Origin of the sequence: Algoriphagus aestuariicola (assembly GCF_017254835.1) — a bacterium.
Taxonomy (GTDB): Bacteria; Bacteroidota; Bacteroidia; order Cytophagales; family Cyclobacteriaceae; genus Algoriphagus; species Algoriphagus aestuariicola.
Genome location: NZ_JAFKCW010000006.1, coordinates 103,519 through 115,769 on the forward strand (window position 1 = coordinate 103,519; position 12,251 = coordinate 115,769).

Consider the following 12,251-nt stretch of genomic DNA (forward strand, 5'->3'; position numbering starts at 1 on the left):
TCTGAAGTCCCAATATGATACTAGATTCCAAAATTCCTGCTGGTCCTTTGGCAGAAAAATGGACTAAGCACAAGTTTAACAGCAAACTGGTCAACCCGGCAAACAAAAGAAAATATGATGTCATTGTAGTCGGGACTGGTCTTGCCGGCGCTTCTGCCGCGGCCTCCTTGGCTGAGTTGGGTTACAATGTCAAGGCATTTACATTTCACGATAGCCCGAGAAGAGCACACTCCATTGCTGCACAGGGTGGGATCAATGCTGCCAAAAACTACCAAAACGACGGAGATTCGATTTTCAGACTTTTCTATGATACGATAAAAGGGGGCGACTACAGGGCCCGCGAGGCCAACGTATACCGTCTGGCCGAGGTATCCGTGAAGATCATAGACCAATGCGTGGCCCAAGGCGTTCCTTTTGCCCGCGAATATGGAGGCTTGCTGGCCAACCGATCATTTGGTGGTGCCCAGGTGTCCAGGACCTTCTATGCCCGTGGCCAAACCGGACAGCAGCTGCTTTTGGGAGCTTACTCCGCCCTTAGCCGCCAGGTGGCCACTGGTAAAGTGAGGCTTTATCCCCGCACCGAGATGATGGATGTGGTGATGATCGACGGACATGCCCGAGGGATAGTGACACGCAACCTGATCACTGGAGCAGTGGAAACGCACGCTGCACACGCAGTTTTGCTCTGCACAGGGGGATACGGCAACGTGTTCTTCCTTTCTACGAACGCAATGGGTTGCAACGTAACGGCGGCTTGGAGAGCTCACAAGCGCGGCGCTTACTTTGCCAACCCTTGCTTTACGCAGATCCACCCGACCTGTATTCCGGTCTCTGGGGACCATCAGTCCAAGCTGACGCTTATGTCCGAATCCCTACGAAACGATGGTCGAGTGTGGGTGCCTGCAACCAAAGAAAACGCCGAGAAGCTCAGAAAAGGCCAGATCAAAGTCTCCGACCTCAAGGAAGAGGACAGGGACTACTTCCTGGAGAGAAAATATCCCTCATTTGGAAACTTGGTGCCACGTGACGTGGCCTCAAGAAACGCCAAATATGTATGCGATGAAGGCCGTGGTGTCAACGAAACCGGAGAAGCGGTATTCTTGGATTTTCGCGATGCGATCAAGCGTGACGGCAAGCAGGTGATCGAGCAGAAATACGGCAACCTCTTTGACATGTACAAGCAGATCACCGGCGAAGACCCCTATGAGGTGCCGATGATGATCTATCCTGCGGTACACTATACCATGGGTGGTCTTTGGGTGGATTATAACCTGATGACGACTATTCCTGGGCTTTACTCCCTGGGTGAAGCCAACTTCTCCGACCACGGTGCCAACCGTCTGGGAGCCTCAGCGCTGATGCAGGGACTGGCTGACGGGTATTTTGTGGTTCCATACACCATCGGTGACTATCTCGCTCAGACTCCGCCCAAGAAGGTAGACGAAAGCCATCCCGAGTTTGCGAAAGTAGCACAGGAAGTAAAAGCTCGCATCAACAGGCTGCTGACGATCAACGGTAAAAAGACTGTCGACCACTTCCACAAAAAGCTGGGCAAGATCATGTGGAACCACTGCGGCATGGCCCGTACCGCCGAGGGACTGAAGCAAGCAAAAGCCGAAATCCAAGAACTAAGAAAAGAGTTTTGGGCTGATGTAAAAGTGCTTGGTACCAATGAGGAATTGAACCTCTCCCTCGAAAAAGCCCATCGCGTGGCGGACTTCCTCGAGCTGGGTGAGTTGATGGTAGATGACGCGCTCAACAGAGACGAGTCCTGCGGAGGACACTTCCGTGAGGAGTACCAGACACCTGAGGGCGAAGCGCTACGCGACGACGAAAACTTTGCCTACGTGGCCGCCTGGAAGTACATGGGTGAAGGACAGGCCGAGGAATTGAACAAGGAGCCTTTGGTTTTTGAAAACGTGAAGCTGACCCAGCGTTCTTACAAATAATTAGTGGACAAAATTCATAGACCGAACAGATATGAAATTGACTTTAAAAATCTGGAGACAGAAAAATTCGTCGGACAAGGGTGGCTTTGCGACCTATCCTGTCGATCACGTTTCCAAAGACATGTCTTTCCTCGAAATGCTGGATGTGCTCAATGAAGAGCTGACCGAAAAAGGGGAAGACCCAGTACACTTCGACCATGACTGCCGGGAGGGCATCTGCGGGATGTGCTCCCTATACATCAACGGCAAGCCACATGGCCCACTGCAGACGACCACTTGCCAGCTTCACATGCGCTCTTTCAATGATGGGGAGACCATCACCATCGAGCCATGGCGTGCCAAGGCTTTTCCCGTGGTGAAAGACCTTGTCGTCGATCGGGAGGCTTTTGACCGAATCATCCAAGCCGGGGGCTATGTCAACGTCAACACTGGCGGTGTGCCTGATGCCAACGAAATTCCTGTTGCGAAAACCATTGCCGACCTAGCCATGGATGCCGCCCAGTGTATCGGATGCGGCGCCTGCGTAGCTGCCTGCAAAAATGCCTCAGCCATGCTCTTTACCTCCGCCAAGGTTTCCCAGCTGGCTTTGCTGCCGCAGGGGCAGGTGGAGCGCAAGACCAGAGCGGAGAAGATGGTCGCACAGATGGACGCCGAAGGATTTGGTGCCTGTACCAACACCGGTGCCTGCGAAGCTGAATGTCCAAAGGGAATCTCCATCACGAATATAGCCCGGATGAACAGGGAATATTTCTCAGCGGTGATGAGTAGCGATAACGTTTGATCTTAGTTGGTTTGATTTTCAAAGCCAGGCCTTGGGTCTGGCTTTTTTTGTTTTTGGGACAAATAGATGGTTTTTATAGCGGGTTTGATTCGATAAGATTTTTCAAGAAAATTTCACATTGTGAAATAAGGAAGAAAAAATTGCACTGAAAGAATGGATTTGCCTCATAAACGAAATAAAATTGGCCTTTTACTTAAGTTTTTGTAACTTTGAAAAATTATATTTTAAAGAGCTTTTGTTAAATAGTCAAAAACATAATGAATTTTCTGGATCTGGTGATCTTCATCGCCTACATGGGAGCCATGTTGGGAATAGGGTATTATTACATGAGAAAGAACACCAGCCAGGAGGATTATTATGTTGGGGGACGTTCGATAGGGAGCTGGCACATCGGCCTTTCCGTAGTTGCCACTGACGTAGGAGGAGGCTTCTCCATAGGTTTGGGAGGACTGGGATTTGCGATGGGGATTTCAGGTTCCTGGATGCTTTTCACTGGACTTGTGGGAGCCTGGCTGGCTGCGGTTTTTCTGATTCCCCGAGTCAAGTCCGATCCTGCTTTTTCCAAGTTCTACACTTTTCCGCAGATCATAGGACACCTTTTTGATTCCAAGACGGCTTTAGTGGCTTCGGTGATTTGTTTCCTAGGCTATCTTGGATTTACCTCTTCCCAATTGTTGGCTGGGGCAAAGCTCGCGTCAGGTACTTTTCCGGAGCTCGAGCTTTCTACGGCACTCGTGATCATGGGTACGGTAGCGGTAGTGTACACCGTGATGGGCGGACTGAAAGCTGTGATCTATACCGACACCATACAGTGGATAATTTTAATGCTGGGATTGATTGGGATTGGCATCCCGGCTGCTTTCCTCTTTGTAGGCGGATGGCAGGGCATCCACGATACCCTTCCTCCGGAGTTTTTGTCCTTATCCCAATTGGGATGGCAGGACGCGGTCAACTGGGGGATTACCATTGTTCCAATCTGGTTTGTGGGGATGACGCTCTATCAGCGGATCTTCGCTGCCAAGGATGAAAAGTCTGCCAAAAAAGCCTGGTTCATTGCCGGTCTTTTCGAATGGCCGCTGATGGCTTTTATGGGGGTATTTCTTGGGTTGCTTTCTCGCGTTGCCGTAGAGCAGGGCGCTTTGGAGGGATTTACTGCCGCCATGGACCCAGAGTTGGGTTTGCCCGTGTTGCTTAGCCAGGTCTTGCCGGCAGGGCTCTTGGGACTGATGATGTCCGCTTATTTTTCTGCGGTTTTGTCCACCGCTGACTCCTGCCTGATGGCCGCCTCAGGCAATCTGGTCACCGACTTGCTGCGGAAGTTTTTTACCCCGAGCTCGCACTCCCAAGAGCTCAGGCTCACTCAGGGAGTCACGCTGGGAATTGGGATCTTGGCGGTGTTGCTCGCTTGGCAGATGACCGAGGTGCTCACGCTGATGCTCTATTCCTACGGATTCATGGTCTCAGGGCTTTTGGTTCCGGTCATTGCTGGGTTGTTTTTCAACCTAAAGAATCCTCCGGCAGCCATCGCGGCAATGATCTTAGGAGGAACTGTCACCGCCGGGCTTTCGTTTTTCGAAATAGCGATGCCGTTGGGCTTGGACCCGAATTTCTACGGCATTCTGGTTTCCACATCGGCCTTTTGGATAGTGTACAAAATCTCAAACCAACGAAAATAGAAATAACTATGATCCAATTAGAATCGCTGTCTGCCATAGACAATGCCACGTACCTGCAAAAAAACGAGATCGCAGATTTCCTTTTGGTCCATCTGGGGAAGTTTGGAGATCCCAAAGAAGATATCATGAAATGCCTCGACTACGCACTCGACGCAGGATTGCAGGCAGGCGGCTTCGTCATTTTGGCAAGAGAAAAAGGGAATGTGGTAGGTGCACTGGTGATGAACAAGACCGGAATGTCTGGGTATATTCCGGAAAATATCCTCGTTTATATCGCGGTCGATGAGCGGATGCGTGGAAATGGAATCGGCAAGAAGATCCTTGACTTGGCGATCAAAATGGCCAATGGTGCCATCGCTCTGCATGTGGAACCGGACAATCCAGCCAGAAAGCTCTACGAACGCCTCGGCTTTACCAATAAGTACCTTGAAATGCGATTAAACAAAAATTAAAATGGCGGTATTGACCCTAAACAGGGAAAAACTCAGAACAAACTACCAAGTATTGACCCGGCTTTTTGAGGAGCGAGGAGTGGACTGGGGTGTAGTTTCAAAGATGCTCTGCGGCAACAAGCTTTTTCTACAAGAACTGATCAACCTCGGAATCACTGAGGTGCATGACAGCCGCATATCCAATCTTGCCATGGTCAAGCGCATTAAGCGCGAGGTTCAGACGGTCTACATCAAACCCGTTTCCAAAAAGAATGTCGGCAAGATGGTCGAGTTTGCCGATGTAAGCCTCAACTCTGAGCTGGAGACCATCCGCATGATCAGTGCTGAGTCGGTGCTCCAGGGGAAGAACCACAAGATCATCATCATGGTCGAGACAGGAGACCTGCGCGAAGGCGTGATGGGAGAGCAATTGATAGATTTTTATGAGGAGGTCTTTCAGCTTCCTGGGATCGAAGTGATCGGCCTGGGCACCAATCTCAATTGTCTCAACGGGGTCATGCCCAGCACAGACAAGCTCATCCAGCTCTCGCTCTACAAGCAGATCATCGAACTGAAATTCGGACATGAAATTCCATGGCTGTCTGCCGGCACCTCCGTCACCATACCTTTGATGCTCTCCCACCAGCTACCCCAAGGGATCAATCACTTTCGCGTGGGGGAGACGCTCTACTTTGGGGTGGATCTGGTGAAGGAGGAAATCATCGAAGGCATGCATGGAGATGTTTTTGAACTGCACGCCGAAATTATCGAATTGCAGGAAAAACCACTCCTGCCTACAGGCGTCTTGGGATCGAACCCCCGAGGCGAAATTGCCCAAATTGATGAATCTCTCTACGGCAAGACCTCCTTTCGGGCGATTTTGGATGTGGGATTGTTGGATGTTTCGCCAGAATATCTTTTTCCAAAAGATCCGGAATTGGAGATTCTAGGAGCGAGCTCGGACATGCTCATCGTCAATCTGGGGATAGACCAAAAAGGCCTTAAAGTGGGTGAAACATTGACTTTTAACCTAAAGTACATGGGCGCCTTGGGGCTGTTGAATTCCGACTACGTCGAAAAGATTGTGGTCTGAAACCGTCGGTGTGTCTGTATTTAGCCGGTGATTTTTGGCACCGAAATAGGCAACAGCTGGGTGAACCAACTATTTAAACACCATGAAAAAGTTTTTGCTGCTAGTTGCCGTGTCGGCGTTTACGATTGCGGGCTCAAGTGCCCAAAGTGCCTTTGGGATCAGGGGAGGGGCGAATTTCTTCAATTTTGGAGGAGATGACGTTTCCGAAAACGACTATACCAACAGGGCTGGGTTCCACGCCGGGATATACGCAAGTTTTTTGGGTGAAGGGCCTATTGCGATCGAGCCAGGGGTCTTTTACTCTATCAAGGGAACCCAAAATGACGATGGTCTAGAGAGCCGTGCGGTTCTGGACTATGTGGATGTGCCAGTCTTGCTGAGGTTCAAAGTAGGCGAGGGCTTCAATCTCTTTGCGGGGCCGCAGGTCTCATTTCTCACCAAGTCCAAGTTTGAAGGTGATATCGGTGACTCTACCGTGTCCTTTGAGACTGATGCCGTGAAGAGCACCGACGCTGGCCTGGTTTTTGGCTTAGGGTATAATCTCCCGCAGGGCTTTAACATACAGGGATCTTACGATTACGGCATGACTCCGATTTTCAAGGATAGCGATGCTGATGTCTTCAACAGGGGATTTAAAGTCTCCTTAGGCTATACTTTTTAATCGAGTGTTGGTAAGGGGCTGTTTCATTGGAACAGCCCCTTTTTTTGCCTAAGTACCTCCCCACTCGATGATCCAAGGGTTGAGCAGCGTCGATCTGATTGGCGTTTGGAACTTGGGAAGAAGCAATGATTTGGAAAAGAAGGCTACTGGGGAAGACTAAGGATCCACTCCCGAATCAGTTCGACCCCCTCTTGGTGCACGGTAGTTCTCCCCAGTTCTGGCATGGCTACACCAACTTCGGTGGAGTTCATCCTGTGGGTAAGGATCGACTCATCAGGTTTGCCCGGGACAATGTCAAATTTGAAACTTCCGGCACCTTTCCCCGCAGCGACGGGAGTTTTGTTGATTCCAAGTTTCAATGGATCAGTCTGATCGTAGGTTAAGAATAGACCCGAAGTACTGGCTGGGCCTTCAGCGCTGTGGCAATGGGCACAGTTGATGTCGAGGTACGCCATTGCACGGGCTGGGATTGCTTGGGATTGATCCTCGTAGTCTATCATAGCAGGATGGGCATCCGCACCCTCAAAGCCCGCCAGGATTTTCTTTCCACTCCAGTAGGCCAACTGGTTTTCCTTCTTTGTTCCATAGTCCAGCTCGTTGTTGAGATGCTGGGGCTTCACGCCAATGGGTGCCATGGTCTCGGACTGGTTGTGGCAGCTTTTGCATTGGTTTTTGTTGGGGACAATGTAGTTGACGACTTGATCTTTCCCGGAATAATCAATGAATCTAATCTCTGTCTCTGCACCGACAACCTTCAGCAAAGCTTCAGTCTGCTCTTCATTCCATAGGTAGGGATAGGCCTGCCAGCCATCATCTTCACGGATCAGCAGGCGGGTCTCGATGATTCTTCTATTTCCGTCCGGCTTCCGGAAATCTTCGGGATAGTAGAAGTTTTTGATCAGGATTGACCCGATTGGAAATTCTATTTTGGATTCCATGATTTGGGCTTGTTCCCCATCGGGAATAAATACAAATCGGCTTTTGAGTGCATAATCTGTAAACAAGGAAGAAGCAGGTTTATAAAAAGTGACCTCATCTTTGGGTGTCAAGGTCTTGAGTTCTCCTGCAAAAAAGCCATAGGTCGACAATTTCTTGTAGGGGAAAATCCCGGTTGCGGTCTCTTCCAGTAAGGCTTCGGGCAGCGCTGCAATTTTTTCCTCGTTTTTGCCGCAGGAAATCAGCAGCGTGACAGCCACTAAAATCAAGTAGGCGTCCGCTTTCCAATTCTTTTTTTTCATCTCCTCAGACTTTTGTTTTCGATGAAACCATTTACAAAGCTGCTATGGCGGACACATCCGTGGCCACATTTATCTTGCAGTTTTGGAAGTGCTGGTAGTCCTTGAAGGACTCGATATTATCCTCCCCTTCCATGAGGTAAAATCTGGTAAAGTGGAGGTTTTCGATCCCTGCTTCCTGAATGCAGACGCGCATAGGATTGGAGTCGATGGTTTCGCTGATTGCTTTGTCCCAAATTCCGTCATAGATGATGTCCTGCGTTTTGGCAGGGCCGTAGGCGTTGTGGACGCTTACGAGCTGGCCGAGCTCCCGAGTCAGATCAGGCATGGAAAGAGCTTTTCGCTCGTAGGCATTGTCATGCACATATACATCGGTGGTGTAGGGAGACCAATTTGGCGCTTCGGCAGGAAAACCGGTCACTTGGTAGCTTGCGATGGCCACGCCGGTGGTTTTATTGTTGTGGATCCGGTTGTTGAATATTTCTACTTCTTTGGCTGCCAGGAGTATGATTCCAGATCCAGGCGGAATCATGGTTACGGTGTTCCCGTTTGGCCCCTCGCCGATCGGAGTGGCGAAGTTTTCGTGATTGTTGTTTAGTATGTCATTGTCGTAGATTTTGGTGCCCTTGCCATCAGACTTGGGCAGACCCGGAAGATTGAATACCAAAATCCCTCCGGAGTTGTCCCTTGCGGTATTGCCAAAGACCTCGGCATTGTCCGAGTTTTCGATTTCGATCCCAGCCACATTGCCAAAAGCAAGGGAGTTTTTGACGATGATATTTTCGGATTGTCCCACGTAGATTCCCGCATCTTTGGAGTGTGAGGCGATGCACTGATCGATCACCACATTTTTGCACTGAACGGGATAGATGGCGTAGGTGCCGTTTTTTGACTTATCCCCGTTCGTCCAGGTGACATTGACCTTCCTAAAGGTAACCCCATCCGAATGCTGTGCCTTTAGTCCATCTCCTGGTGCGTCCTCTATACTCAGGTCCTCCACCGTGATGTTGTTACCCACGATCTTTACTCCTTCGCCGCCGGATTTTAAGTTTCTGAAAGAAAGAACCGTTTTGTCCATTCCCGCGCCCTTGATTCTGACAGATTTCTTGTTATCGAGGATTAGCTGTGTGTTGAGTTCAAAAAATCCCCCAGGGATTTCGATGGTACTGGAATCCTCGGCCATGATGAATGCCTCTACCACTTTTTCCACTTCTTCTCGGCTCATCTTGCTGAGTTTGGAAGAGTCAAATGTCTGCTCTGTCGTGCTCGTGCCGCAAGAAAAAATCGCGGAGGCAAGGACTACGCCTAAAACTGCTTGAATTGATTTTCGCATGGGATTTCGGGTTTTTGTAGAATGTGTTCTGCCCAAAAGTAGCTTTTGGCAGTACAATACGCTGTTGAGAAAAATCAAATAATCAGATCTTGCCCCTGATTCGGCTGAGTGTCTCTATGCTCATGTCGAGATAGGAGGCGATCTGCCCCACAGATGCCTTTTGGATGACTTTGGGACGGAATTCCATCAGGTCTAGGTATCTGTCCTTTGCAGATTTGAACTTCGCGAAGATCAACTGCTCCTCAAGCATGATGTAATACTGCTCCAGAATCAGTCTATAGGCCCGCTCCAATTCACTGTGCATTTCAAAAAGTCCAAGCAAGGTGTCGTAGCTGATCCGTGCGAATGTGGACCTTTCCATGGCTTCGATGTTTTCATAGGATGGCTTTCTGGAAATGAAGGAACTCATGGACGTGACAAACTCCCCTTCGAGTGTAAAAGACACCGTGACATCCTTGTTGTCTTTGTTGTAAAAGCTTCTGGCAGAGCCGTCTTTGACATAGTAGAGGTGGCTGCAGACCTTTCCTTCCTGTTCCAATAGGTCCCCGCGTTCAAAGGTCAGCAATTCGACGTTGGATGTAAAAGCGGTTTTTGCCTCCTCGCTGAGTTTAGGAAACTGATCAAACATTCCCAGGATTTTTTCCATCTGCAGCTTTTAAAAATGGAGTACCTAAACAAGAAATGAAGTTTCTTGCGTTAGTTTTACTGGAAATTAAAAATAATTGACTCATGAGAAAAATTTTGTTGGTTTTCTTTCTGGTAGGGTTTTCTGCCGCTGCACAAGCGCAACTTGGGGTGAGGGCTGGCTTCAATTCAGCCAATTTCTCCGATGCTGATTTTGACCCGAAATCGGGATTTCACCTTGGAGCCTATTACACTCTGGGTGCGGATTTTCTTTCAGTAGAGCCGGGCATCCAGTATTCCCAAAAGGGATACACCGGCGAGGAAGCCGGGACGGGGTTAGAGGTGAAAGAGACTTTGGGGTATATTGATATTCCCGTTCTGGTAAGACTGAAGCTACTTCCCTCGGTTAACGTGTTTGCGGGTCCACAGGCCTCGATCTTGGCATCGAGCAAGTATCAAAAAGGAGATCAGACCAGCGACAGCTCTGACGCTACCAAAGGATATGATATCGGTGGAGTGTTTGGTGCGCAGGTGAAGCTACCATTGGGCTTCAATGTCCAGGCAAGCTATGATTTGGGATTTACCTCGCTCAACTACTATAACTTTGATTTTAAAAATCAAGTGTTTAAGATTTCCGCGGGCTACACCTTCGGCGGAAAATAACACATATTCGACTGATTCCTGGATATGGCATCAGCGGCATTTGTATGAAAGATTTAAGTCCTGGTCGGAGATGACCAGGACTTATTTTTTGATCCGATTGGGATTTTCTTCGATGAATGACTTCCAACCTTCGTTTCGCCCCCGCGACTGAACTCTCCCCTCGTGGAAGTGGTGGCATAGCGCTACAGCAAGGGCATCCGTCGCGTCAAGCAATTTTGGGAGTTCGGTGATACCAAGCAAAGTCTGCAACATCGCGGCGACCTGCTCTTTGGAGGCATTGCCGTTTCCGGTCACGGATTGCTTCACCTTTTTTGGCGAGTATTCGGTAATCGGGATTTCCTTCGAAAGTGCGGCCGCCATGGCTACGCCCTGGGCGCGGCCGAGTTTGAGCATGGATTGTACGTTGACTCCGTAAAAAGGCGCCTCCAGTGCCACCGAATCCGGCGCAAACTCATCAATGATTCCAGAGATCCGCTCAAAGATTTTTTTAAGCTTCAATTCATGGGTCTCGTATTTTTTGAGATGAATGACACCATACTGTAGAATCTTATATTTTTTGCCCTCGGTAAGAATCAATCCGTATCCCATCACGGTTGTGCCGGGGTCGATTCCCAGGATGATTTTTTCCTTTGGCTCTTTTTTCACTTCTTTACTCACCCCCGCAAGTTAGCCGAAAAGATGATCTGTTTTTACCTCCTTTGGACGATGAGCTACTTTGTCCTGCTGAATTGGTTTGCGGGAAAGTGGCCAAAACAGAGGCGGGAAGTGGATTCAGAAGGCTATCTTCCTGCGATTACGCTGTTGATCCCGCTGAGGAATGAACTTGAAAACCTCGAATCACTGATACCTGAACTCGGCAAAATCGCCTATCCTAAGCTTGAAATCCTCCTCGTTGATGATCAAAGCGAAGATGGGACTTTCTCATCCTTGCAGGAAATGACTAAGGGGGACTCCAGAGTCCGCGTTCTCAAAAGCCCAGGTGCGGGTAAAAAGGCTGCGATCCAATGCGGCGTGGAGGCTGCTAGGACCGAGCTCATTCTTTGCTCGGACGCAGACTGTCGTTTTCCGAAGGTTTGGGTGGAAAGAATGGCCGAAGCCTTCCTTGATTCCAAGGTCCAGCTGGTCGCCGGACCGGTCATCACTTCCGGGGAGCTTGGGTTTTTTCAGCGGTTCCAGCAGATAGAGTGGGCCAGCATTCTGCTGGTGACGAAGTTTTTCTTCAGCCAAAAGCGGCCCTTACTATGTAGTGCGGCCAATTTTGCCTATAGAAAATCCGCATTTCTGGAGGTCGGAGGTTATGGGGGAAATCTCCAGTTCTGGTCTGGGGATGATGAGTTTTTGCTCAAAAAGATTCTTGAAAAGTTTGGGAAGGAAAGCTGTGTTTATTTGCCTTACACGGAAAATCTAATCTATACGAAAGCCCAGCCGACTTTTTCCGATTTAATCAGTCAGCGCATTCGCTGGGCTAGCAAGTGGAAGTACCATGGGGATTGGGGCCATGCCTTTTCTGCCATTGGCGCTTTTTTAGTCCAGGCGATATGGTTGGCTAGCGCTGGGTTGTTTTGCTTGGGTATTCAGGGGATTCTAGCCTTTTTTGTTGTTTGGGCCGGGAAAGTTGTTGCGGAAAAGCTCACCCTAGGTCGGGTGCTCACCACTCTACATCTTCGACGCTCGCTGGTTGATTTTATGAAAACTTCCTTTTTCCACCCGTTTTATATTCTGACAGTGACTGTCGGTACCGTCCGGGGAAAATTTGTATGGAAAGGACGGGCCAATTGAAGAATGCTTATTTTAGCTTCTGAATT

General features: G+C 49.3%; 12 protein-coding genes. 8 read left to right on the top strand and 4 right to left on the bottom strand.

Going from position 1 to position 12,251, the window contains the following annotated elements:
• Positions 1 to 14: 14 nt before the first annotated feature.
• The 6 genes from J0A67_RS21765 (at position 15) to J0A67_RS21790 (ending at position 6,591) form a co-directional block, all read left to right on the top strand.
• Positions 15 to 1,949 carry a fumarate reductase/succinate dehydrogenase flavoprotein subunit gene (locus J0A67_RS21765; RefSeq protein WP_206571509.1) on the top strand — a complete coding sequence of 645 codons (1,935 nt, stop codon included), beginning with the start codon at positions 15 to 17 and terminating at the stop codon, positions 1,947 to 1,949.
• A 31-nt stretch (positions 1,950 to 1,980) separates the two neighbouring features.
• Positions 1,981 to 2,730: a succinate dehydrogenase/fumarate reductase iron-sulfur subunit gene (locus J0A67_RS21770; RefSeq protein ID WP_206571510.1), complete on the top strand. Its 750-nt coding sequence runs from the start codon at positions 1,981 to 1,983 to the stop codon at positions 2,728 to 2,730.
• A gap of 257 nt (positions 2,731 to 2,987) precedes the next feature.
• Entirely contained in the window at positions 2,988 to 4,406 is a 1,419-nt protein-coding gene (locus tag J0A67_RS21775) for a sodium:solute symporter family protein (RefSeq protein WP_206571511.1), read from the top strand.
• An 8-nt stretch (positions 4,407 to 4,414) separates the two neighbouring features.
• Positions 4,415 to 4,858: a GNAT family N-acetyltransferase gene (locus tag J0A67_RS21780; protein ID WP_206571512.1), complete on the top strand. Its 444-nt coding sequence runs from the start codon at positions 4,415 to 4,417 to the stop codon at positions 4,856 to 4,858.
• 1 nt (position 4,859) lies between these two features.
• Positions 4,860 to 5,930 (top strand): alanine racemase, encoded by a 1,071-nt coding sequence (locus J0A67_RS21785; protein ID WP_206571513.1) that lies wholly within the window; start codon positions 4,860 to 4,862, stop codon positions 5,928 to 5,930.
• 82 nt (positions 5,931 to 6,012) lie between these two features.
• Positions 6,013 to 6,591, top strand: a complete 579-nt coding sequence (locus J0A67_RS21790; RefSeq protein ID WP_206571514.1) for a porin family protein — start codon at positions 6,013 to 6,015, stop codon at positions 6,589 to 6,591.
• 143 nt (positions 6,592 to 6,734) lie between these two features.
• Here J0A67_RS21790 and J0A67_RS21795 read toward each other — a convergent pair whose 3' ends face one another.
• The 3 genes from J0A67_RS21795 to J0A67_RS21805 form a co-directional block, all read right to left on the bottom strand.
• The gene (locus J0A67_RS21795; RefSeq protein WP_206571515.1) at positions 6,735 to 7,829 is read right to left on the bottom strand and encodes an SO2930 family diheme c-type cytochrome; all 1,095 of its coding nucleotides are present in this window, start codon (positions 7,827 to 7,829) and stop codon (positions 6,735 to 6,737) included.
• 31 nt (positions 7,830 to 7,860) lie between these two features.
• The gene (locus J0A67_RS21800) at positions 7,861 to 9,159 is read right to left on the bottom strand and encodes a parallel beta-helix domain-containing protein (protein ID WP_206571516.1); all 1,299 of its coding nucleotides are present in this window, start codon (positions 9,157 to 9,159) and stop codon (positions 7,861 to 7,863) included.
• An 82-nt stretch (positions 9,160 to 9,241) separates the two neighbouring features.
• The gene (locus J0A67_RS21805) at positions 9,242 to 9,805 is read right to left on the bottom strand and encodes a Crp/Fnr family transcriptional regulator (RefSeq protein ID WP_206571517.1); all 564 of its coding nucleotides are present in this window, start codon (positions 9,803 to 9,805) and stop codon (positions 9,242 to 9,244) included.
• 83 nt (positions 9,806 to 9,888) lie between these two features.
• On the opposite strand from J0A67_RS21805, the gene J0A67_RS21810 reads away from it, so the two are divergent.
• Positions 9,889 to 10,446 (top strand): porin family protein, encoded by a 558-nt coding sequence (locus J0A67_RS21810; RefSeq protein ID WP_206571518.1) that lies wholly within the window; start codon positions 9,889 to 9,891, stop codon positions 10,444 to 10,446.
• Between the two features lie 81 nt (positions 10,447 to 10,527).
• Here the strand turns inward: J0A67_RS21810 and ruvC are convergent, their stop codons facing one another.
• Positions 10,528 to 11,103, bottom strand: a complete 576-nt coding sequence (gene ruvC, locus J0A67_RS21815; protein ID WP_206571519.1) for a crossover junction endodeoxyribonuclease RuvC — start codon at positions 11,101 to 11,103, stop codon at positions 10,528 to 10,530.
• Positions 11,104 to 11,124: 21 nt separating this feature from the next.
• Here ruvC and J0A67_RS21820 point away from each other — a divergent pair, with 21 nt between their 5' ends.
• On the top strand, positions 11,125 to 12,225 hold the full coding sequence (locus tag J0A67_RS21820) for a glycosyltransferase (RefSeq protein ID WP_206571520.1): 1,101 nt from the start codon (positions 11,125 to 11,127) through the stop codon (positions 12,223 to 12,225).
• Positions 12,226 to 12,251: the final 26 nt, after the last annotated feature.